The 25,622-nt window shown below is 66.1% G+C and carries 3 protein-coding genes and 1 pseudogene; 2 read left to right on the forward strand and 2 right to left on the reverse strand.

All coding sequences use genetic code 11. From position 1 onward, the window contains the following. Positions 1–27: 27 nt before the first annotated feature. Together AB5975_14490 and norR are read right to left on the reverse strand one after the other, a co-directional pair. A pseudogene (locus tag AB5975_14490) lies at positions 28–21,530 on the reverse strand (BapA/Bap/LapF family large adhesin). A 191-nt stretch (positions 21,531–21,721) separates the two neighbouring features. Further along, positions 21,722–23,278 (reverse strand): nitric oxide reductase transcriptional regulator NorR, encoded by a 1,557-nt coding sequence (gene norR / locus AB5975_14495; GenBank protein XDR22879.1) that lies wholly within the window; start codon positions 23,276–23,278, stop codon positions 21,722–21,724. A gap of 154 nt (positions 23,279–23,432) precedes the next feature. Here norR and hmpA point away from each other — a divergent pair, with 154 nt between their 5' ends. Both hmpA and AB5975_14505 read left to right on the forward strand, forming a co-directional pair. Beyond that, complete coding sequence (gene hmpA / locus AB5975_14500; GenBank protein XDR22880.1) at positions 23,433–24,611, forward strand: NO-inducible flavohemoprotein; 1,179 nt, start codon at positions 23,433–23,435, stop codon at positions 24,609–24,611. 388 nt (positions 24,612–24,999) lie between these two features. Then, positions 25,000–25,506, forward strand: coding sequence for a disulfide bond formation protein B (locus AB5975_14505; protein XDR22881.1), 507 nt, complete (start codon positions 25,000–25,002; stop codon positions 25,504–25,506). The last annotated feature ends 116 nt before the right edge of the window (positions 25,507–25,622 follow it).

Below are 25,622 nucleotides of genomic sequence, written 5' to 3' on the forward strand. Positions count from 1 at the left end.
CATAGGCTCGGCGGGTTTGCAGCGGCTTCAGACCACATGGATACCGTTCTGTACCCACAGGTGATGGCTTGGATCCTCCTGAGCCGTGTATTGGTTATAGTCGATGCCGTCGACGGTTTGGTTCCCGACCAGCGTCCAGTTGTCCGTCATGTGAACCGAGTCTTTGTCGTCCCCCTTGATGACCAGGGTGTCGGTGCCGGTTTCGGTGATTGCCACCACGTCCGCCAGGTTGAGGGTCAGCGCCACCGAGCTGGTGTCGTTGAGGTCGATGATTTCGATGTCGTGCACCCGCCCGGCCAGATTGCCCAGGTCGATGCTGGCATCACCGCCGCCCCACAGGAGGGTGTCGGTCCCCGTGCCGCCGTCAACGCTGGCGAAGTTCTGGTCGACCACCACCAGCGTGTCGTCACCCGCACCACCCTGCAGGGTGATGTGGCCACCCTGGCTGCCATCGAGGTGGTCGTTGCCGTCGGTGCCGGCGATCACATCGGTGGCGGCTGCCAGGCTGGCCAGCGCCACGGCTTCGTCACCGCTGTCGGCCAGCAGCGATGTAGTCGTGACCAGGCCGGCGGCATTGTCCAGGTTGATGGTCAGCGTTGCGGTGTCGGTGGTGCCGTTGGGGTGGGTCAGCTCGTAGGTGAAGGTGTCATGCTGGCCGACCGCCGCCGAGGTGAGCCCCGCGTTGAGGGTGTAGGTGTAACTGCCGTCGGCATGCACCAGCAAGGTGCCATAGGTGCCGGCAACGCTCACCCCGTTGTAGCCCGGGATGGTGTAGGTGTTGGCCGCTGTCAGCACGCTCAGCACGGTCAGTGCCGAACCTACGTTGTCGTCAGTCAGCAGGTTACCGGTAGCTGCCGTTGCACCACTGACCACGAACTCGGTCAGGTGCGTGGTGGTGGCGTTCAGGCTGGTGGTGATGGAGCTGAGCAGGCCGATGCCGCCGGCGGTGACACGTACGTGGTAGGTGCCGGCCCCCTGGTTCTGGAAGGTATAGCCGGCGCCGCCACCCAGCAGGCTGATCAGCGAACCACCCGGCACCGACTGCACCAGCACGTACTGACCGGTGGCCGGGTTGAGCTTGAGCAGTTCGATGGTGGTGCCGTTGAGCAAGCTCAACAGGTTGGTGGAGTTGACCACCACCTGTAGGTTTGCGGTGGTATCGGCGGCCACCGTGGTGGTGTAGGTCGCCTGGCGCGAACCAACCAAGGGCAGGCTCAGCGAACCCAGCGTACTGCTGCTGGTGTCCACCCGGTTGGCCAGGGTGAGGTGGCTGAAGCCGACATCGTTGACCGCGTCGACCACCGTGGCGGGCGCTGCGTAGTTGATGTTGCTCCACACCTCGTTGGCCTGCGGGCTGTCGATACGCACGTACAGGTTGGCGGTATCGGACAGGCCGTTCGGGTGCACCAGTTGGTAGCTGAACACGTCTACCTTGCCGACGCTGTTCGGGCTGCCGTTCGGCGTGTAGGTGTAGCTGCCGTCGGCACTGATCACCAGGGTGCCATACAGGCCCTGCACCGTGGTGGACGTACCGGCCGAGACGTAGCTGCCGTTTTTCAACACTTGCAGCACGGCGGCGCTGTCCGGGCCACGGGCGTCCACGGCGCCGTCGGTGCCCACATCGGTGATGACGTTGCCCGAGGTGGCAGTGCCGGTGCCGGTGAACTGGGTCAGGCTAGTGGAGGTGATGTCCAGCGAGGTGGTGACGTTGGTGACCAGGCCAATGCCGCCACTGCCGACTGTCAGGCGGTAGTCACCGGCTTGCAGCACGCCGATATCCACCTGCAGGCCAAGCGGCAGCACGATCAGGTCGAGCAACCCCTGGGTGTTGCCGGTGGCGATGGTCACCCAGGCGCCGCTGGCGTCTTTCACCTGCAGGGTGAAGCTGGAGTTGTTGAGCAGGGCCAGCACGCTGTTGGTGGTCAGTGTCAGGGTCGGGTCGGCCGTGGTACCGGCCGCCACCGTCCAGGTGTAGGTCTTGGTGAAGCCAGACAGCAGCGTGGTGAAGCTGTCGGTGTAGGTCTTGGTGGCGGTGACCGGTGCCAGGTTGACCGTGGCCGTGGCCAGGTTGTCGCTGGCGATGACCGGCGCGTTGGCATCCACATCCGGCGCGGTGACGTTGACGTTGCCCGACACGTTGCCGCGCGGGTCGCTGAGGGTCACCGAGACGACCTGGCCGTTGTCCTGAGGCGGGCTCAGGGTCACGCTGAAGGTACCGTTGGCCTGCACCGTTGCGGTTTGCAGCACGGTACCGCTGGCGCTGCGTACGGTCACGGTGGCACCCACTTCGCCAGTACCGGTGAGGGTACTGCCGTCGGCACTGAACAGCAGGTTGCCGGCAGCCGCAGGCGGGGTCAGGTCCGGTGCGGTCAGCCCCGTGCTGGTGGACACGTTGCCGGCGCTGTCGGTGAGGGTGACGCTCAGCGCCTGGTTGTCGATCTGCGCCGCCGTCAGGCTGACCACGAACAGGCCGTTGCTGCCCACCGTCGCGGTTCCCAGCACGGTGCCGGCGCTGTTGCGCACGGTGACCGTGCTGCCGATCTGGCCAGAACCACTGACCGCGGTGCCGTTGGCGTTGATGGTGGCCAGCGGGGCGGCGGGCGGGGTGGTGTCCGGTGCGGTCAAGCTGGTGCTGGCCGACAAATTGCCCGCAGCGTCCGACTGGCGCACTACCAGCAATTGCCCGTCGTTCTGTGGCGACGTCAGCGTAATGCTGAAGGTGCCATTGGCGAGGACCACGCCAGTACCGACCTGACCGCTCGGGCCTTGGACCGTGACGATCGCGCCTGCTTCGCCGTTACCGGTGAGTACGGTACCCGCGCCGTTGATGGTGACGTTGTTCGGCGCGGCAGGTGGCTGCAGGTCGGCGGCGGTGTAGCTGGTACTGCCGGACACATTGCCCGCGGCGTCAGCCTGGCTCACGCCCAGTACCTGGCCGTTGAGTTGCGCGGCGTTCAGGTTGACGGTGAACACGCCTCCGCCATTCACCAGCGCGGTGCCGAGCACGTTGTTGCTGGCGTCGCGCACTGTCACCGTGGCACCGGCTTCACCCGTGCCGGTCAGCACCAGGCCATTGATGGACAAGCCGGTCACCAGCGGATTGGCCGGTGGTGTAATGTCAGTCGCTTGCAGGAAGACCGGCTGCGATTCGCCGCCCAGCAGCGATACTGCCGTCACCGAGATGTGTTGGCCATTGAGCTGTGCCGCATTCAGCGTCAAGGTGAAGGTGCCGCCGAGGTTAGCCACGCCTGAGCCGATCAGGTTGCCTGCGGCATCGTAGACGCGAATGCTTGCGCCGGTAGTTGCACTGCCCGTCAAGGTCAGGCCGTTGCCGCCCAGTATCACGTTGGTAGGTGGCTCCGGTGGCGGGATCAGCGGGGTGACATACGATGCGACCGCAGACGTGTTGATACCGTCGGACTGTGTCACTGTCAGGGTTGCGGCTGAGCCCGGTGTTGGCGAAAGCGCTACTTGGAAGTTGCCAGCGGCATCCACCACTCCCGTCCCAATCACGACGCCGCCGAAACTGACGGTAACTGTGGCATTGGCTTCGCCCTTGCCAGTCAGCACGTTATAGGCGTTGTTGATCGCCAGGTTGGTTACCACGTCGGGTGGCGAGGTGTCATTGGTCTGGTAGGGGACAGCCACCGAAGCATTGCCGGCATCGTCCGTGGATACCACCGTCAGCAGCTGGCCGTTGTTCTGCGCCGGGCTGATCGGCACCGTGAACTGGCCGTTTTCACCGACTTCCACCGTGCCTACGATGTTGTTGTTCGGGCCACGTACCGTGATGGTGGTGCCGGCTTCGGCCGTACCCGTCATCGACGTACCTGCAGGGTTGAGCAGCAGGTTGGTCGGCTGCACGGGTGGCGTCAGGTCTGGCGCAGTCACTGTCAGTGGCGCCGACGGGTTGCCGGTGGCGTCCTGGGCGATGATGGTCAGTGTCTCGCCGTTGATTTGCGGGCGGTTCAGGTCAAGGACGAAGGTGCCGTCCGGGTCGACCGTCACCTGGCCGAGCAGGTCGCCATTGTTGTTGATCACGGTGACGCGGGTGCCGGCTTCAGCGGTACCCACCACTTGTGTGCCGCCGTCGTTGATGGACGCAATCACGGTGGCCGGTGGCGTGGTGTCAACCGCCGTGACCGAACTGATTGGCGAGACGTTGCCGGCGGCATCGGTCAGGGTCACTTGCAGAACCTGGCCATTGAGCTGCGCTGTCGTCAGCTCGACCACGAAGGTGCCATTGGCTGCCACCACGGCGGTACCGATCTGCGTAGTGCCGACGTACACGCGCACCGTGGCGCCCACTTCGCCGACACCAACCAGTTCATCGCCCGCTGCATTGAGCCGCAGCTCGGTTGCCGCGGTAGGCGGCGTAAGGTCCGGCGCCTGCACATTGACCGGCAGGCTGACGTTGCCAGGTGGGTCGGCCTGCAGCACCGACAGTGTCTGATTGTTGATTTGTGCAGGAGACAGTTCGACGTGGAAGCTGCCGTCGGCAAGCACGGTGCCCGTGCCCAGTACGACCCCCGCGGCGTTGCTGACGATCACCGTCGCACCGGCTTCGCCCAGGCCGCTGACCACGCTGCCGTCGGCATTGATCACCACTTGGGTGAGCGGCGCCGGTGGGGTGAAGTCCGGGGTCTGCAGGGTGGCCACTGGCGACACGTTGCCGGCCGCATCGGCCTGGGTGAAGCTGAGCAGCTCGGCGTTGCCCAGCGCAGGGTTCAGCGTGATGGTGAAGTGGCCGCTGGCATCGACGGTGGCACTGCCAATGGCCTCGCCTGCCGGGTTGGTCACGGTTACCAGCGCGCCAGCTTCGCCGCGCCCGGTGAGGGTGACGCCATCACCGGAAACGGCCAGTTCGCTGGGTGCTGTTGGTGGTGTGGTATCGGGGGCGGTAATGGCGCTGGCGGCAGACTGGTTGCCAGCGGCGTCCGTCAGCACCACTTGCACCTGTTGGCCGTTGGCTTGAGGCGAGGTGAAGTTGACCTGGAAGGTACCATCGGGTCGCACCGTGGCATTGCCCAGCACCGTGCCATCGGCGGCGATAACACGCACAGCCGCACCCGCTTCGCCGGTGCCATTGAGCAGGCTGCCACCCCCGGCAAAAGCCAGGTTGCCAGCAGCATCCGGCGCGACGCGGTCAGGGGCTGTCAGGCTGACGCTATTGGACTCGTTGCCGGCCACATCGGCTTGGCTGGCGCTGAGCTGTTCGCCGTTGATCTGCGCAGCACTCAGGTTGACGCTGAAGTTGCCGTTGGCGTCGACCAGGGCGGTACCCAGGTCGATACCGCCTTCGCCAATCACGGTAACGGTCGCGCCTGCCTCACCGTGGCCACTGAGCACCAGGCCGTCGTTGGACAGCACCAGGTTGGTCAGTGGTTGCGGCGCCGTGGTGTCCGGCGCCTGCAAGGTAGCCGGCAGCGAAACTGCGCCGTCACTGCCGGTGGCGTTCACTTGCAACACTTCGCCATTGGCCTGGGCACTGCCCAGGTTGACAGTGAAGGTGCCGTCGTTGGCGACCGGGCTGCTGCCCAGCAGTACGCCATTGGGGCCATACACCTTGACCGTGCTACCCGCTGCGGCGGTGCCGGTCACCGACAGGCCGTCGGCCGCCAGTACCAGGTTGTCCGGTGTGGCCGGTGCCAGCACGCCCGGCGCGGTGACGCTTTGCGCAGGGGAAACGTTCTGTGCAGCATCGGTTTGAACCACGCTGAGGCTTTCACCCGTGATCGCGGCCGGCGACAAGGTCACGCTGAAGTGACCGTCCGCCGCGACCGTGGCGTTGCCCAGCACGGTACCGTCCGGTGCCCGTACGGTAACCGTTGCGCCTGCCTCGCCGTTGCCTGTCAGGGTGACGCCATTGGCGGAGACCGCCAGGTTGGTCACGGCTGCTGGTGGCGTGGTATCGGCGGCGGTGTAAGGCGCGGCCGTCGACACGTTGCCGGCGGCGTCAGTGGCGGTCACTTGCAGGGTCTGGCCATTGGTCTGGGCGCTGTTCAGGGTGACCTGGAAAGTGCCGTTGCTGCTGGCTAACGCAGTGCCCAGCACATTGCCGCTGGCATCGCGCACGGTCACGGTGCTGCCGGCCTCGGCGTTACCGGTCAGTTGCAGCCCGGTACCGGACAGGGCCAGGGCTGTCGGCGCCGCAGGTGGGGTGAAGTCCGGCGCGGTGACGGCCACGGGGGTGGAGGTGTTGTTGCCCGCGTCGGTCTGGGTGACGCTCAGGTGCTGGGCGTTGAGCTGGGCGCTGTTGAGGGTAAGGGTAAAGCTGCCATTGGCTGCCACCAGGCCGGTGCCGATGATGGTGCCGTCCGGGCCGCGAACGGTGACCGTGGCGCCGGCTTCGCCCAGGCCAGTCAGGGTCAGGCCGTTGTTGTTCAGCGCCACGTTGGTCAGCGGCGCTGGCGGGGTGAGGTCCGGGGTTGGCACGTTGATCGCTGGCGAAGTGTTGCCGGCGGCATCCACTTGCGTAACGCCGATGGGCTGGCCGCTGGTTTGCGGGGTGTCGAAGGTCACCGTGAAGCGACCGTCGGCGCCCACCGTGGCGGTTCCGAGCACGGTGCCGGCGGCGTTGCGTACCTGCACGGTAGCGCCCACTTCACCGCTGCCGGACAGCTGCCGGCCGTCCTGGCTCAACAGCGGGTTACTGATGGCCGTGGGTGGCGTGCGGTCTGGCGTGGCCAGGCTGGCCGGGCCGGACACGTTGCCCGCAGCATCGCTGAGGGTGACTTGCAGCGGGCTGCCGGTGACCTGCGCGCTGGGCAGGGTGACCTGGAACTGGCCGCTCTGGTTGACCGTGCCGGTGGCCAGGATCGCGCCACTGGCATCGCGTACGGTAACGCTGGCACCGGCTTCGCCCTGCCCGCTGAGCACGGTGGCCGCACTGTTGAGGCTCAGGTTGCTGGCTGCAAGCGGTGCCTGCAGGTCGGGTGCCTGCAGGGTGGCTGCAAGCGAAACGTTGCCGGCGGCGTCGGCCTGGGTGACGATCAGGTTCTGTCCATTGGCCACAGCTGGCGAGAAACTGATGCTGAACAGGCCGTTGCTGCCGACGGTGGTAGTCCCCAGCAAAGTGCCTTGCGCGTCTGTCACGCGCACGGTTGCGCCCACTTCGCCCTGACCGGTCAGCGTGCTGCCGGTGGCGTTGAGGTTTACCTGGGTCGGTGCGTTCGGTGCCGTGGTGTCATTGGCCACGATGATGGCTGGCACCGAAGGCAGGCCATCGACGGTAACCTTGGCACTGACTTGCAAGGTCTGGGCATTGAGCTGGGCATTCTGGAAGAACACTCGGAAGGTGCCGTCGCTGCCGACCGTGGCGGTGCCCAGGGTGACGCCCCCGGAGGTCACGGTTATCAGCGAGCCGACCGTGCCCTGGCCGGTCAGCAGGAAGCCGTCGGCGCTGATGGAGAGGGCCGACGGCGTGGCCGCTTCGGTACCGGCCGGGCCAGCCAGCGATACTTCGGGCGATTGGTTGCCGGTAGGGTCGATCACGACCACATCGACCGTTTCGCCTGTCGTCAGCGGTGGGTCGACCTCTACCACGAAGGTGCCGTCCGGCCCCACGGTTGCCGTACCGCGCACGGTGTCATCCGGGTTGCGGATTTCCACTGTGCTGCCAGGCTCGGCGGTGCCGCCGACCGTGCTGCCGTCCGGGCTCACGGTGAGGCCGGTCGCAGGTTCCGGGTTGGTTGTGTCAGGGGCGGTGACAGGGACCGGCGCCGAGCTGTTACCGGCTGCGTCGGTCACCACCACGGTCACGGTCTGGCCATTGTTTTGCGGGGTATTCAGCGGCACGCTGAAACTGCCGTCCGGGTTGACCGCGACGGTGACCACATTGCCGGCCCCATCGTTCACGGTCACCGAGGTGGCGCCAGGTGCGTTGCCAGTGACAGCCGTGCCATCGCCGCTGACGGCCACGTCGGTGGGCAGTGCCGGTGGCGTGATGTCCGGTGCATTGATCTGGCCGGGCTGCGATACATTGCCAGCCACATCGGTCAGGGTCACGTTGAGGGCCTGGCCGTCCAGCTGGGCGGGCGACAGTGGCACTGTGAAGCTTCCGCCTACGGGTACCACGATGGTGCCTACCAGCGTGCCATCGGTAAGCCGCACTTCAACCGTGGCGCCTGCTTCACCGGTACCCTGGATGGCACTGCCGCCTGGGGTGATGGTGAGCCCGGCCGGCGCGTTTGGCGCCGTGCTGTCGTCAGCGGTGAAACTGGCCGAGGGCGAGGCATTGCCGCCGCCATCGATCAGCACCACGGACAATACTTCGCCGTTGGTCTGGGCGGGACTAAGCGGCACTTCGAATGTGCCGCCTGCACCCACCTGGATGGTACCCAGCAAATCGCCTGCAGCGTTGCGTACCTCTACGGTGCTGCCAGCCTCGCCTTGGCCGCTGAGCTGCGTGCCGGTAGGGTCAAGGCCCAGGCCTTGCGCCGGCAGTGGCGCCTCGAGGTCAGGCGCGGTCACGGTGCCCGCGAGTGAGCCGTTGCCCGTATTGTCCGCTTGGGTGACAGACAGCGTCTGGCCGTTGAGCTGAGGCGGGTCGATTGTGACCTGGAAGGTGCCATCGGGCTGGACCGTTGCGGTGCCCAGTACTGCGCCGCCAGTGCCGGTTACGGTCACCTGCGCACCTGGCTCGCCGCTGCCGCTCAGGCTGCTGCCGTCGCTAGCCAGGATCAGGCCGGTAGGTATATCGGGTGCCTGGGTATCCGGTGCCGCCAAGTCGACTGCCGCCGAAAGGTTGCCAGCGGCGTCGCGTTGCTCCACGGTCAGTGCCTGGCCGTTGGTCTGCGGCGTGTCGAGGGTGATTTCGAACGCGCCGCCAGCGCCGACCAGCGTGCTGCCCAGTACGCTGCCATCTGGCCCGCGCACGGTAACGGTGGCGCCCGGTTCGCCGTTGCCGGTGACCGTGGTGCCGGTGCCGTCGATGGCAGGGCTGGTGACTACTTGCGGTGGGGTTGAGTCCGGTGCGGTGAAGTTCACCGGCCCGGCGCTATTGCCCTGGGTGTCGGTGGCTTCGACGGTCAGGCTTTCGCCATTGCGCTGTGCTGCATTGAGGGTGACGTCGAAGCGGCCGTCGCCGCCCACGGTGGCGGTGCCGAGCACGTTGCCGTTGGCGTCGCGCACGGTGACGATGGAACCGCTTTGACCTTGGCCGGTGAGGTGAAGGCCAGCGGTATCGATGGCCAGCCCCGAGGGTTGCAGCGGGCCATCGGTGTCGGGCGCGACGATGGTGGCGGTCGAGCTGTTGCCGGCAGCGTCGCGCAGTACCACGTCCAGCTCCTGGCCGTCGGTCTGCGGCGGGGTCAGGACCACGCTGATCACGCCATCGGCACCGACCTGGGCGTTGCCCAGCACGGTACCGTCGGCGCTGATGACCTGCACGGTGGTGCCCGGTTCGCCACGGCCGGTGAGCAGGCCGCCATCGGCGCTCAGTTGCAGTTCGCTGGCCTCATTGGGCGGGGTGATGTCGGGGGCGGTGATCGGGGTAGGCAGCGAGCTGTTGCCAGCGCCATCGACCGCCACGACAGCAAGAGCCTCGCCGTTGGCCTGGGCTGGGGTCAGGCCGATGGTGAAACTGCCATCCGGGCCGGCCTGGACGCTGCCCAGCACATTGCCCTGCGCGTCACGCACCTGCACCTGCGTACCTGCCGGTGCGGTACCGGAAACGCTGGAGCCATCAGCGGCCACCACCACGTCGCTCGGGCTTTCGGGCCGCGGTGTATCGGTAACGATCACACTGACACCCACCGAGATATTGCCGGCGGCATCGGTTTGCACCAGGACGATGGTTTGGCCTGCGGTCAGTGGTACATCCAGATCGACCACGAAGGTACCGTTTGGCCCGACAATCCCGCTACCAAGGGCGGCGCCCTGCGTATCCGTACCTCCACCGTGGCACCGGGTTCGCCACGGCCAGACACGGTTAGGCTGCCATCACCTGCCACCACCTCGGTGACGATCGTCGGTGCGGTAATGTCCGGGGCCACGTAGCTCAGCGGCACCGAGGTGTTGCCTGCTGCGTCGGTCACGGTGATGGACAGGGTTTCGCCATTGGCCTGTGGCGGGTCGAGGGTCAGGCTGAAACTGCCATCCGGTGCGACGATGACGCTGCCGATCAGGTTGCCCGAGGCATCTTTCACCTCCACCCTTGCGCCCCCTTCGGCAATGCCGGCGAGGCTGTCGCCATTGGTCAGCACCAGGCCGGTCGGTTGCAGTGGTGCCACCTGGTCTGGCGCTGTCAGCGGGCTGGGCGTGGAGACGTTGCCGGCGGCATCGGTCAGGGTCACCTGCAGGGCCGAGCCATCCACCACCGGGCTTGGCAGTTGCACGTTGAAGCTGCCATCGGGCTGAACGGTGCCGCTTGCCAGCACTTGGCCCTGATCGTTGCGCACTTCTACAGTGGCACCCACTTCGCCACGGCCGGAGACCGTGCGGCCATCGTTGCTGATGGCCAAGTCGGTGGCCGGCGCCGGTGGCGTGGTGTCGCCGCCATTGTCCACGATCGGTGCGGTGACTGTGCCGGCCGTGGAGGCATTGCCTGCGGTGTCGGTGGCGGTCACTTGCAATTGTTCGCCCGCCACTTGTGGCGGTGTGAGGCCGATGTTGAAGGCGCCACTGGCCCCCACCACGACGCTGCCCAGCACAGTAGTGCCATCGGCGGCCAACACACGCACGGTGCTGCCGGCTTCTGCGCGGCCGCTGACGACGGTACCGTCGCCATTGATTGCCAGGTCGCTCGGCGCTACAGGTGGCGTGATGTCGGGTGCGGTGACCTGCACCGGCAGCGACGAGGTGCCGTTGTTGTCGATGGCCACGACGTCCAGCAACTCGCCATTGGCCTGGGCCGGCGTGAGCACCACGGTGAAGGTGCCCTCGGCACCGACCACGATGCTGCCAACCAGCGTGCCGTTGGCGTCGTGCACTTCCACGCGGCTGCCAGCCGGGGCAGCGCCGCTGATGCTGCCGCCGTCAGCGGCCACCACCAGTTCACTTGGGCTGGTCGGCGTGACCACCAGTGGCACGTCGTAGGTCAGGGCCTGGGAAGCGTTGCCGCTCGGGTCGGTCTGCACCAGGCTCAGGCGTTCACCCGGCAGCGCTGCCGGGTCGAGGCCAATCAGGAAGGTGCCGTTCGCAGTCACGGTGCCGCTACCGATCAGCGTGCCATTGGCATCGCGTATCTCCACGCTGGCACCGGCTTCGCCGCGACCACTCAGGGTCAGGCCGTCGGCACCGACCACGATGTTGCTGACCACGGCGGGCGCGGTGATGTCCGGGGCGTCGAACTGCAGTGGGGAAGAAACGTTGCCAGCGGCATCGACCAGGCGGACGTCGAGCACTTCGCCATTGGCTTGGGCCGGCGACAGGGTGACGCTGAAGCTGCCATTCTCGTTGACCAGGCCGGTACCGAGCAGGTTGCCCGAGGCATCGCGTACCTGCACGGTCGCGCCTGGCTCGCCGCTGCCGCTCAGGGTCACACCGTCGGCCAAGGCCAGGCCGGTCGGCTGGGCCGGGGCCTGCAGGTCTGGGGTAACCACCGTAGCCGGTGTGGAGGCATTGCCAGCGGCGTCGGTCAGCACCACTTGCAGGGTGCTGCCATCCTTCACCGGTGGGTTGAGGGTGATCTGGAAGGTGCCGTCGGGGTTAACCGTGCCGCTGGCCAGTACAGTGCCCTGGGCATCGCGCACTTGCACGCTGGCACCGGCCTCGCCACGGCCATTGAGCTGGGCGCCGGCCAGCCCGACTACCAGGTTGGTGGCGGCATCTGGTGGCGTGGTATCGCCACCGTCGATGTCCGGCGCGGTGATGTTGCCGGCGGTGGAGGCATTGCCGGCTGCGTCGGTGGCGGTGACTTGCAGCTCTTCACCATTCACCTGTGGTGGGTCGAGGGTGATACTGAAACTGCCGGTGACGCCCACCACCACGCTACCCAGCACAGTGGTGCCATCGGCGGCCAGCACGCGCACGGTGCTGCCCACTTCGGCGCGGCCGGTGACCATGCTGCCGTTGGCACTGATCACCAGTTCGCTCGGGGTAACCGGTGGGGTGATGTCTGGCGCGGTGACTTGCACAGGCAGCGACGAAGCGCCGCTGCCGTCGATGGCCACCACATCCAGCAGCTCGCCGTTGGCCTGTGCCGGGTTGAGGATGACGGTGAAGGTGCCACCAGCACCCACCACCACACTGCCGACCAGCGTGCCGTTGGCATCGTGTACTTCCACCCGGCTGCCCACCGGCGCTGTACCGGTGATGCTGCTGCCGTTCGCAGCCACAACCAGGTCGCCTGGGCTGGCTGGCGCGGTGGTTACCGGCACTTCATATTGCAGGGCCACGGAGGCGTTGCCGCTGGCATCGGTCTGCACCAGGCTCAATTGAGCGCCCGGCTGCGCGGCGGGGTCGAGGTCGATCAGGAAGGTGCCGTTGGCACCAACGGTGGCGGTACCGATGACAGTGCCGTTGGCGTCACGTACTTGTACGGTGGCACCGGCCTCGCCACGGCCACTGAGCACCAGGCCATCGGCGCCGACCACGATATTGCTGACGGCGGCTGGCGGGGTAATGTCCGGTGCGGTGAACGCCAGCGGCGTCGAGCTGTTGCCAGCGGCGTCCACCACGCGAATGTCCAGTGCTTCACCATTGGCCTGGGCCGGGAACAAGGTGACGGTGAAAGTGCCGTCCTCGTTGACCAGGCCAGTGCCGATCAGGCTGCCGGCGGCATTGCGCACCTGCACGGTGGCGCCGGGCTCGCCACGGCCGGTGAAGGTGACACCATCGGCCAGGGCCAACTCGGTTGGCTGCGCCGGGGCCTGCAGGTCTGGCGCGGCGACAGCGCCGGGTTGCGAGACGTTACCGGCAGCGTCGGTCAGGGTGACTTGCAGGGTACTGCCGTCGGTGATGGCTGGGCTCAACGTGATGGCGAAAGTGCCATCCGGGTTGACCGTGCCCGTGGCCACTACGGTGCCAGCGCCATCGCGCACCTGAACGCTGGCACCGGCTTCGCCACGACCGCTCAGCTGGTTGCCGGCAGCGTTGATCACCAGGTTGGTCGGGGCATCCGGTGGGGTGGTGTCGCCGCCGTCGATATCTGGCGCGGTAAGGCTGCCAGCGGTGGAAGCATTGCCCGCCGCATCGGTAGCAGTGACTTGCAGCACCTCGCCGTTTACCTGTGGCGGGTCGAGGGTGATGCTGAAGCTGCCGGTAGCGCCAACGACCACGCTACCCAGCACGGTGGTGCCGTCGGCGGCCAGCACGCGTACGGTGCTGCCCGGCTCGGCGCGGCCAGTGACCACGCTGCCGTCGGCATTGATCACCAGTTCGCTCGGGGTAACCGGTGGGGTGATGTCTGGCGCGGTGACTTGCACCGGCAGCGACGCAGCGCCGTTGCCATCGATGGCCAGCACATCCAGCAGTTCGCCATTGGCCTGGGCTGGGGCGAGGGTGACGGTGAAGCTGCCATCGGGGCCCGCTATCACACTGCCAATCAGCGTGCCGTTGGCATCATGCACTTCCACACGGCTGCCGGCAGGTGCCGTACCGCTGATACTGCTGCCGTCCTCGGCGAACACCAGGTCGGTGGGGCTGGCAGGTGCAGTGGTGACCGGCACTTCGAACTGCAGTGGCGCAGAGGCATTGCCGCTTGGGTCGGTCTGTACCAGGCTCAGTTGCTCGCCTGGCTGCACGGCGGGTGAAAGGTCGACGAGGAAGGTGCCATTGGCCGTGACCACGCCGCTGCCGAGCAAGGTGCCATTGGCATCGCGCACCTCCACGGTGGCGCCGGCTTCGCCGCGACCACTCAGGGCCAGGCCGTCACCGCCGACCACGATATTGCTGACGATCGCTGGCGGGGTGATGTCCGGCGCATCGAATTGCAGCGGGGCCGAGGTGTTGCCGGCGGCATCCACCAGGCGTACGTCGAGCGCTTCGCCGTTGGCTTGAGCAGGCGACAGGGTGAGGCTGAACAGGCCGTCAGCACCGACGATACCCGTGCCGATGACCGTACCTGCAGCATCGCGCACTTGCACAGTGGCGCCGGGCTCACCGCGACCGGTGAAGGTCACGCCGTCGGCCAGGGCCAGGTCTGTCGGTTGTGCGGGCGGCAGCAGGTCGGCCGAGGTGACCGAGCCCGGTTGCGAAACATTCCCGGCGGCATCGGTCAGGGTCACTTGCAGGGTGCTGCCGTCATTTACGGCAGGGGCCAGGGTAATTACGAAGCTGCCATCGGCGCCGACGGTGCCAGTGGCCAGCACAGTACCTGCGGCATCGCGGACCTGCACGGTGGTGCCGGCTTCGCCGCGACCACTGAGTTGGCTGCCGGCCAGGCCGATGACCAGGTTGGTTGGGGCATCTGGTGGCGTGGTATCGACCCCATCGATGTCCGGCGCGGTGACCGAACTGGCCACAGAGGTGTTACCAGCGGCATCGGTGGCGGTCGCTTGCAGCACTTCGCCGTCTACTTGTGGCGGGGTCAGGTTGATGCTGAACACGCCAGTCGGGCCGACCACGGCGCTGCCCAGCTCGCTTCCGTCTGGTGCGAGGATGCGCACGGTGCTGCCCGGTTCGGCGCGGCCGGTAACCACAGTACCGTTGGCATTGACTGTCAGTTCGGTTGGTGCAGCTGGCGCAGTGATGTCCGGTGCGGTGACCTGCGCTGGCAGCGACGAAAGGCCGCTGCCATCGATGGCGACCACGTCCAGCAGTTCGCCATTGGCTTGGGCCGGATTCAGTTCGATGCTGAAACTGCCATCGGCATTGGCGATGGCGCTGCCGATCAGGGTGCCGTTGGCATCATGCACTTCCACGCGGCTGCCAGCCGGCGCAGTACCGGTGAGCGTTGTGCCGTCGGCATCGATGACCAGGTTGCTCGGGCTATCAGGGGCTGTGGTCAGCGGTACGTCGTACTCCAACGCCACGGAGGCGTTGCCGCTCGGGTCGGTCTGCACCAGGCTCAGGTGTTCACCCGGCTGCGCGGCAGGATTCAGGTCGATCAGGAAAGTGCCGTTGGCACCGACCACGCCCGTGCCGATCACGGTGCCGTTGGCATCGCGTACTTCGACGGTGGCACCCGGTTCGCCACGCCCACTGAGCGCCGCGCCACCCGGGCCAACCAGAATATTGCTGACAGCATCGGGCGGGGTGATGTCCGGCGCATCGAACTGCAGCGGGGCCGAGGTGTTGCCGGCGGCATCCACCAGGCGTACGTCGAGCGCTTCGCCGTTGGCTTGAGCAGGCGACAGGGTGAGGCTGAACAGGCCGTCAGCACCGACGATACCCGTACCGATGACCGTACCTGCAGCGTCGCGCACTTGCACAGTGGCGCCCGGCTCACCGCGACCGGTGAAGGTCACGCCGTCGGCCAGGGCCAGGTCTGTCGGTTGTGCGGGCGGCAGCAGGTCGGCCGAGGTGACCGAGCCCGGTTGCGAAACATTCCCGGCGGCATCGGTCAGGGTCACTTGCAGGGTGCTGCCGTCATTTACGGCAGGGGCCAGGGTAATTACGAAGCTGCCATCGGCGCCGACGGTGCCAGTGGCCAGCACAGTACCTGCGGCATCGCGTACCTCGACGGTGGTGCCTGGCTCGCCGCGCCCGTTCAGCCGGCTACCGGCCAGGCCGATGACCAGGTCGGTCGGGGCTGCTGGTGGCGTGGTATCGACCCCATCGATGTCCGGTGCTGTGACTACGCTGGTTGGCGATGTATTGCCGGCCGCGTCGGTCGCCGTGGCTTGCAGCACTTCGCCGTCTACTTGTGGCGGGGTCAGGTTGATGCTGAACGCGCCGGTCGGGCCGACCACGGCGGTGCCCAGTTCAGTGCCATCGGCTGCCAAGATACGTACGGTGCTACCGGGTTCGGCACGGCCGGTGAGCACCGTACCGTCAGCGCTGACGGCCAGTTCGGTCGGGGCCGCAGGTGCAGTGATATCGGGTGCAGTGACTTGTGCTGGCAGCGAGGACACCCCGCTGTCATCGATAGCGACCACGTCCAGCAGTTCGCCATTGGCTTGGGCCGGATTCAGTTCGATGCTGAAACTGCCATCGGCATTGGCGATGGCGCTGCCGATCAGCGTGCCGTTGGCATCGTGCACTTCGACACGGCTGCCAGCCGGCGCGGTACCGGTGAGCGTTGTGCCGTCGGCATCGATGGCCAGATTGCTCGGGCTATCAGGGGCGGTGGTCAGCGGAACGTCGTACTCCAGGGCCACGGATTCGTTGCCGCTCGGGTCGGTCTGCACCAGGCTCAGGTGTTCACCCGGCTGCGCGGCGGGATTCAGGTCGATCAGGAAGGTGCCGTTGGCACCGACCACACCCGTGCCGATCACGGTGCCGTTGGCATCGCGCACTTCGACGGTGGCACCCGGTTCGCCACGCCCACTGAGCGCCGCGCCACCCGGGCCAACCAGAATATTGCTGACAGCATCGGGCGGGGTGATGTCGGGGGCATCGAACTGCAGCGGGGCCGAGGTGTTGCCGGCAGCATCCACCAGGCGCACGTCGAGCGCTTCGCCGTTGGCTTGGGCAGGCGACAGGGAAATGCTGAACAGACCGTCGGCACCGACGATACCTGTGCCGATGACCGTACCTGCAGCGTCGCGCACTTGCACAGTGGCGCCGGGCTCACCGCGCCCGGTGAAGGTCACGCCGTCGGCCAGGGCCAAGTCTGTCGGTTGTGCGGGCGGCAGCAGGTCGGCTGAGGTGACCGAGCCCGGTTGGGAAACGTTACCAGCAGCATCGGTCAAGGTGACTTGCAGGGTACTGCCGTCGTTCACCACGGGGCTCAGGGCTACCACGAACGTGCCATCCGGGCCGACAGTGCCGGTGGCCAGTAGATTACCTGCCGCATCGCGGACCTGCACGGTGGTCCCGGCTTCGCCGCGACCACTGAGTTGACTGCCGGCCAGGCCGATGACCAGGTTGGTTGGGGCATCTGGTGGCGTGGTATCGACCCCATCGATGTCCGGCGCGGTGACCGAACTGGCCACAGAGGTGTTACCAGCGGCATCGGTGGCGGTCGCTTGCAGCACTTCGCCGTCTACTTGTGGCGGGGTCAGGTTGATGCTGAACGCGCCGGTCGGGCCGACCACGGCGGTGCCCAGTTCAGTGCCATCGGCTGCCAAGATACGTACGGTGCTACCGGGTTCGGCACGGCCGGTGAGCACCGTACCGTCAGCGCTGACGGCCAGTTCGGTCGGGGCCGCAGGTGCAGTGATATCGGGTGCAGTGACTTGTGCTGGCAGCGAGGACACCCCGCTGTCATCGATAGCGACTACGTCCAGCAGTTCGCCATTAGCTTGAGCCGGGTTCAGTTCGATGCTGAAACTGCCATCGGCATTGGCGATGGCGCTGCCGATCAGCGTGCCGTTGGCATCGTGCACTTCGACGCGGCTGCCAGCCGGCGCGGTACCGGTGAGCGTTGTGCCGTCGGCATCGATGGCCAGGTTGCTCGGGCTATCGGGGGCGGTGGTCAGCGGTACGTCGTACTCCAACGCCACGGAGGCGTTGCCGCTCGGGTCGGTCTGCACCAGGCTCAGGTGTTCACCCGGCTGCGCGGCTGGGTTGAGGTCGATCAGGAAGGTGCCGTTGGCACCGACCACACCCGTGCCGATCAGAGTGCCGTTGGCATCGCGTACTTCGACAGTGGCACCTGGCTCGCCACGGCCGCTCAGTGCCAGGCCATCTGCACCGACGGTAATGTTGCTCACCGCAGCAGGCGGGGTGATGTCCGGCGCATCGAACTGCAGCGGGGCCGAGGTGTTGCCGGCAGCATCCACCAGGCGCACGTCAAGCGCTTCGCCGTTGGCTTGGGCAGGCGACAGGGAAATGCTGAACAGACCGTCGGCACCGACGATACCTGTGCCGATGACCGTACCTGCAGCGTCGCGCACTTGCACAGTGGCGCCGGGCTCACCGCGCCCGGTGAAGGTCACGCCGTCGGCCAGGGCCAAGTCTGTCGGTTGTGCGGGCGGCAGCAGGTCGGCTGAGGTGACCGAGCCCGGTTGGGAAACGTTACCAGCAGCATCGGTCAAGGTGACTTGCAGGGTACTGCCGTCGTTCACCACGGGGCTCAGGGCTACCACGAACGTGCCATCCGGGCCGACAGTGCCGGTGGCCAGTAGATTACCTGCCGCATCGCGGACCTGCACGGTGGTCCCGGCTTCGCCGCGACCACTGAGTTGACTGCCGGCCAGGCCGATCACCAGGTTGGTTGGGGCATCTGGTGGCGTGGTATCACCGCCGTCGATGTCCGGCGCGGTGACCGAACTGGCCACAGAGGTGTTACCAGCGGCATCGGTGGCGGTCGCTTGCAGCACTTCGCCGTCTACTTGTGGCGGAGTCAGGTTGATGCTGAACACGCCGGTCGGGCCGACCACGGCAGTGCCTAGTTCAGTGCCATCGGCTGCCAAGATACGTACCGTGCTACCGGGTTCGGCACGGCCGGTGAGCACCGTACCGTCAGCACTGACGGCCAGTTCGGTCGGGGCCGCAGGCGCAGTGATATCGGGTGCAGTGACTTGTGTTGGCAGCGAGGACACCCCGCTGTCATCGATAGCGACCACGTCCAGCAGTTCGCCATTAGCTTGGGCCGGATTCAGTTCGATGCTGAAACTGCCATCGGCATTGGCGATGGCGCTGCCGATCAGCGTGCCGTTGGCATCATGCACTTCCACGCGGCTGCCAGCCGGCGCGGTACCGGTGAGCGTTGTGCCGTCGGCATCGATGGCCAGGTTGCTCGGGCTATCAGGGGCGGTGGTCAGCGGAACGTCGTACTCCAGGGCCACGGATTCGTTGCCGCTTGGGTCGGTCTGCACCAGGCTCAGGTGTTCACCCGGCTGCGCGGCGGGATTCAGGTCGATCAGGAAGGTGCCGTTGGCACCGACCACACCCGTGCCGATCACGTTGCCGTTGGCATCGCGCACTTCGACGGTGGCACCCGGCTCGCCACGGCCGCTCAGGGCCAGGCCGCTGGCACCGACAGTAATGTTGCTGACGGCCTCGGGCGGGGTGATGTCCGGCGCATCGAACTGCAGCGGGGCCGAGGTGTTGCCGGCAGCATCCACCAGGCGCACGTCGAGCGCTTCGCCGTTGGCTTGGGCAGGCGACAGGGTGAGGCTGAACAGGCCGTCGGCACCGACGATACCTGTGCCGATGACCGTACCTGCAGCGTCGCGCACTTGCACAGTGGCGCCGGGCTCACCGCGCCCGGTGAAGGTCACGCCGTCGGCCAGGGCCAGGTCTGTCGGTTGTGCGGGCGGCAGCAGGTCGGCCGAGGTGACCGAGCCTGGCTGCGACACGTTGCCAGCAGCATCGGTGAGGGTCACCTGCAAGCTACTGCCGTCAATGACGGCAGGGTCCAGGGTGACGGTAAAGGTGCCATCCGGGCCGACGGTGCCGTTCGCGATGATGTTGCCTGCGGCGTCTCGCACCTGGACGGTGGTCCCGGCTTCGCCGCGACCACTGAGTTGGCTGCCGGCCAGGCCGATGACCAGGTTGGTTGGGGCATCTGGTGGCGTGGTATCGACCCCATCGATGTCCGGCGCGGTGACCGAACTGGCCACAGAGGTGTTACCAGCGGCATCGGTGGCGGTCGCTTGCAGCACTTCGCCGTCTACTTGTGGCGGAGTCAGGTTGATGCTGAACACGCCAGTCGGGCCGACCACGGCGCTGCCCAGCTCGCTTCCGTCTGGTGCGAGGATGCGCACGGTGCTGCCCGGTTCGGCGCGGCCGGTAACCACAGTACCGTTGGCATTGACTGTCAGTTCGGTTGGTGCAGCTGGCGCAGTGATGTCCGGTGCGGTGACCTGCGCTGGCAGCGACGAAAGGCCGCTGCCATCGATGGCGACCACGTCCAGCAGTTCGCCATTGGCTTGGGCCGGATTCAGTTCGATGCTGAAACTGCCATCGGCATTGGCGATGGCGCTGCCGATCAGGGTGCCGTTGGCATCATGCACTTCCACGCGGCTGCCAGCCGGCGCAGTACCGGTGAGCGTTGTGCCGTCGGCATCGATGGCCAGATTGCTCGGGCTATCAGGGGCGGTGGTCAGCGGAACGTCGTACTCCAGGGCCACGGATTCGTTGCCGCTTGGGTCGGTCTGCACCAGGCTCAGGTGTTCACCCGGCTGCGCGGCGGGATTCAGGTCGATCAGGAAAGTGCCGTTGGCACCGACCACGCCCGTGCCGATCACGGTGCCGTTGGCATCGCGCACTTCGACGGTGGCACCCGGTTCGCCACGCCCACTGAGCGCCGCGCCACCCGGGCCAACCAAAATATTGCTGACAGCATCGGGCGGGGTGATGTCGGGGGCGGTGAATTCCAGCGGTATCGAGCTGTTGCCGACGGCGTCGACCTGGCGGATATCCAAGGCTTCACCGTTGGCCTGGGCAGGCGAAAGCGTAAGGCTGAAGCTACCGTCGGCATTCACCAGGCCGCTGCCGATGAGGTTGCCGGCCGCATCACGCACCTGCACGGTGGCGCCGGGCTCGCCACGTCCAGTGAGGGTTACACCATTGGCCAAGGCCAGATCGGTCGGCTGGTCGGGGGCGGTGGTGTCAGGGTTGTCGACGTCGGGTGCGGTGACGCTGGCCACAGGCGACGTATTGCCGGCCGCGTCTGCCGCGCTGACTTCAAGGGCCTGGCCGTCGGTTTGTGGCGGTTGCAGGGTTATGCTGAACTGGCCGTCCGCACCGGCCACCCCAGTGCCCAGCAGCACGCCGCCAGTGCCCCGTACCGAAACCGTCGAGCTCGGTTCGGCACGCCCGGTAAGGGTGGTGCCCTGTGCGTCGATGACCAGGTCGGTCGGTGCCAGCGGCGCCGTCACATCCGGGGCGGTGACAGTGCCGGGCGCCGAGACATTGCCCGCGCCATCGGTCAGGGTGACTTCAAGGTTTTCGTTGTTGATCTGTGGCGGGTTCAACGCCACATTGAAACTGCCGTCGGCTGCCACGGTGCCGCTGCCAATCAGGTTGCCGGCGGCGTCACGGATGTTCACCGTGGTGCCCGCTTCGCCGCGGCCGGTCAGGCGCAGGCCATCCGGCGAAACCAGCAGGTCGATGGGCGTGGCCGGTGCTGTGGTGTCAGGGTCCGAGCCACCGCTGCTGCCGCCACCGCTGTGATTGGCCGCAGCCGCCACACCCCCGACACCGAGCAGGCTGAGCCCGGCAATCGCGAAGGTCGACATGGCGCTACCGGCGGTGCCGATCCCTGCAACCAGTTCGTCCAGCGAAGCCACGTCCTCGAAGGTGAAACCGGTGAACGCTGCCGCGTCATACTGGGCGTGCCACAGGGTGCCGTCTTCGCCGACGAAGACGATGTCGCTGCCAACCCCGGCCTGGTCCACGGCGAAGAAGTTGCCGATGGTGACCTTTTCACCGGATTTCAGGGTCACGATCAAGTCTTGCCCGCGCTGGGTAACGGTGGCCACCTTGTCGGGCGATACCGGCATCTGCACGACGCCTGGCCCTTTGAGATTGATGTTGCCCCAGGCGCTCTGAGTGGCGACTTCGGATTGCTTATCGGCGACGACGATGTTGTCCATGGATGCTCCCTGCTGGTATCCGGATCCCCCGGCCCGACTGTTCGGGCCACAACCTGCGTAGCAGAGCCATTTCCGGGCTTTTTACGCACAGCCTCGACCAGGCAGTCGAGAATGGGGTGGTTAGGGAGATATAGCAGCCAGGGTGGAAGCAACCAGATGGCTTTCTGGGTTAATCCTTTTGTGAGTAGGTCTCAGCGAAGCCCCAACCGGCGGGCCAATCGGCTTAAATTGGCGCGGTCCAGGCCAAGCTCACGCGCCGCTGCTGCCCAGTTGTCCTGATGCTTTTGCAAGCAGGCCTCGATCACTTGGCGCTGGTAGATATCGACCGCTTCGCGCAGGCCGCCTTCAGGCAGGGTGGCCGCTGGCGACGGGGCCGCGGGGGAGGGCGGCGAACCTGGCATTGCCGGCGATACGCGCAGGTCCAGATCGATGGCTTCGAGGGTGAGGATGCGTGGCCGGTCGGGGTGCTGGCCCAGCGCCTTGAGTGCCGAGCGGCCGATCAGGTGCTCCAGCTCGCGCACATTGCCCGGCCAGTCGTAGGCGATGAGTGCGGCCTGGGCCTCATTGCTCAGGCGCAGGCTGTTCAGACCCAACCGTGAACGGTTCTGTTCGAGGAAATAGCCAGCCAATAGCAGCACGTCCCGTCCACGTTCGCGCAACGGCGGCACGTGCAACGGGTACACGCTGAGGCGGTGATAGAAGTCGGCGCGGAAGTTGCCGTTACGCACTTCGGCAGCCAGGTCGCGGTTGGTAGCGGCGATCAGGCGCACGTCCACCCGGTGCTCGCGATCCGAGCCCAGGCGCTGCAACTGGCCACTTTGCAGCACGCGCAACAGCTTGGCCTGCACCGTCAGGGGCAGTTCGCCCACTTCATCGAGGAACAGCGTGCCGCCGTTGGCCAGTTCGAACTTGCCACGGCGCTCGCCATGCGCGCCGGTGAAGGCACCGCGCACATGGCCGAACAGTTCGCTTTCCACCAGGGTGTCGGGCAGGGCAGCGCAGTTGAGGCTGATCAACGGCTTGTCGGCGCGGCTGCTGGCCTGGTGCAGGGCCTGGGCCACCAGCTCCTTGCCGACGCCGGTTTCGCCGGTAATCAGCACGGTCAGGTCACTGCCACCGACCAGGCGAATTTCCTCTACCAGGCGTTTGTGCGCGGGGCTTTGGCCAATCAGCTCTTTATCCTGGCCGCTGGCCTGGCGGTAGATCTCGGCGCGGTGGTGTTCGTCTTCGGCGCGCAGGGCCAGGTGCTCGATGCGCTCGGCCACGGTAACGGTGGCGGCAGCCAGGCTGGCGAAGGCCTGCAGGGCGTCCAGCTCCAGGCTCTGGAACTGCCCGGGGGTGAGGGCGTCAAGGGTGACCAGGCCCCAGGGGCGCTCATCGACCATCAACGGGCAGCCCATGCAGTCGTGCACTTCAAGGTCGGCATCGGTGGCGTTGACCAGGCCGTCGTAAGGGTCGGGCAGTTCGGAGTCGCTGGCAAAGCGGGTGGGTTCCGGGCGGCTGAGCAGTATCTGGAACCGTGGGTGCTCGCTGACCCGGAAGCGCCGGCCCAAGGTGTCCGGGCTCAGCCCATCCACTGCCAGCGGCACCAGCCATTCACCATCCAGGCGCAGCAGTGCGGCAGCATCGCACGGTAGCAGGCTGCGCATGGCCTGCAGCAGGCGGCGGTAGCGTTCCTGGTCGGGCAAATCACGGGACAGGTCGCTTACCAGAGGCAGCAGGGCGGTCAGCAGCGGCTTTGTGGTCATATGGACTCCTGTAGGTCGATATGACTATACGCTGGGGTGGGTCGTTTTGACATGACCTGCGTCAAACCCCTGATTTTGCGGGCGATAAAAGTTGGCACGATTGCTGTAGTAGCAGGAACAGTCATTTGAAGCCACAGGCTCAGGAGTTGTTGCAATGCTCAATGCCGAACAACGTGCAATCATCAAAGCCACTGTACCCCTGCTGGAAAGCGGCGGCGAAGCACTGACCACTCACTTTTACAAGATGATGCTTAGTGAGTACCCGGAGGTACGGCCGCTGTTCAACCAGGCCCACCAGGCCAGCGGTGACCAGCCGCGTGCGCTGGCCAACGGCGTGCTGATGTATGCCCGCCATATCGACCAGTTGGAACAACTGGGTGGCCTGGTCGGGCAGATCATCAACAAGCATGTTGCCCTGCAGATTCTGCCGGAGCACTACCCGATCGTCGGCAGCTGCCTGCTGCGCGCCATCGAGGAGGTGCTTGGCAAGGACATCGCCACCCCTGCCGTGATCGATGCCTGGGGTGCGGCCTATGGCCAGTTGGCCGACATCCTGATTGGTGCTGAAGAGAACCTCTATAAAGAGAAGGAAGAGGCCGAAGGCGGCTGGCGCGGTACTCGCGAATTCCGCCTGGTGCGCCGCGAGCAGGAAAGCAGCGAGATCGTCTCGTTCTACTTTGCCCCGGTGGACGGCAAACCGGTACTCAAGGCCGAGCCTGGCCAGTACATCGGCGTGAAGCTGGACATCGACGGCGCCGAGCAGCGCCGTAACTACTCCCTGTCGGCGCTGTGCGATGGCAAGGAGTACCGGATCAGCGTCAAGCGCGAGGCGGGTGGCAAGGTCTCCAATTACCTGCACGATGAGCTGGTGGTGGGCGATACCCTGCAGCTGTTCCCGCCGGCGGGTGACTTTACCCTGGCCGCCAGCGACAAGCCGCTGGTGCTGATCAGCGGTGGCGTAGGCATTACTCCGACCTTGGCGATGCTGCAGGCAGCGTTGCAAACCCGCCGTGAGGTGCATTTCATTCACTGTGCGCGTAACGGCGCGGTGCATGCCTTCCGTGACTGGATCGATGGGCTGGCAGCGCGTCATCCGCAACTCAAGCGCTTCTACTGCTATGCCGAGCCAGAAGGTGGCGCTGCAGCCGATGCCGTGGGCTTGCTGAGCGAAGACCTGCTGGCCGAATGGCTGCCGCAGGAGCGTGATGTGGATGCCTACTTCCTGGGGCCCAAGGCTTTCATGGCCGCGGTCAAGCGCCAGCTGAAGGGCCTGGGTGTGCCGGAGCAGCAGAGCCGTTATGAGTTCTTCGGGCCGGCGGCTGCCTTGGAGTGATGTGAAACCTGTACCGGCCCTTTCGCGGGCAAGCCCGTGAAAAGGCCGGTACAGGCAAATATCGTTATCCCTGCGGCACTACACCTTCCTGCCTATATATAAGGAAAGATGAAACCGGGCACAGCGCTTTCATCTTTAATCCTCCTTTAATCACGGTATCCTTCACTCCCGGGTGTCGAGGGGCTTGCCCCTGCGCGGCACTCGGGCAGCCGTTTTTTTGCCGCTCGGCGTTGAACCGACGTCGTTGCGGCCGGTCTCAGCCACACCGGATAGCCCTGCGCAGCGCTATCACGCCGCTTCCTCGGCACGCTCACAGGCCTTGCCCAGCGTGTAGACTTGCGCTCAGGCAGGCGGACCACGCTGCCACTATCCATCGAAGGAACCGGTAATGAACGAACAAACATCGCGCCTGAATCGGGAACGGCGCTTTCTGGTGCTGCTGGGCCTGATCTGCCTCTCGCTGATCGGCGGCGCTCTCTATATGCAAGTGGTGCTGGGCGAGGCACCTTGCCCATTGTGCATCCTGCAGCGTTATGCGCTGCTGTTCATTGCCGTGTTTGCCTTCATCGCCGCAGCGATGCCTGGGCGCCGCAGCTTGAGCTTCTTCGAAGCGCTGGTGGTGCTCAGTGCCATTGGCGGAGTCGTTGCGGCCGGCAACCATGTGTATATACTCGCCAACCCCATGGTCAGTTGCGGCATCGATACCCTGCAGCCGATCGTGGATGACCTGCCACTGGCCAAGCTGTGGCCGCTGGCGTTCCAGGTCGATGGCTTCTGCAGCACGCCGTACCCGCCGATCCTCGGCCTGTCGCTGGCGCAATGGGCACTTGTGGCGTTCGTGCTGACTGCTGTGCTGGTTCCGCTCGGGATCTACCGCAACCGACGCCAGGCTTAGACAAAAGTCCCGAATTGCATGGGGTCTTTTACACCGCATGAGAAGAGCGAAAAGTTGCGCACCGCTTGATCCAGATCAACCTCTAGGCCTTGCAGAATGCGGCTTTGAGGCCTAGC

It is taken from the genome of Pseudomonas putida, from assembly GCA_041071465.1.
Classification (GTDB): Bacteria; Pseudomonadota; Gammaproteobacteria; order Pseudomonadales; family Pseudomonadaceae; genus Aquipseudomonas; species Aquipseudomonas putida_P.

Bases quoted from the DNA above. Each gene is read 5' to 3' on its own strand.
- AB5975_14505 (XDR22881.1), top strand. From the start codon at position 25,000: ATGAACGAACAAACATCGCGCCTGAATCGGGAACGGCGCTTTCTGGTG.
- norR (XDR22879.1), bottom strand. From the start codon at position 23,278: ATGACCACAAAGCCGCTGCTGACCGCCCTGCTGCCTCTGGTAAGCGAC.
- hmpA (XDR22880.1), top strand. From the start codon at position 23,433: ATGCTCAATGCCGAACAACGTGCAATCATCAAAGCCACTGTACCCCTG.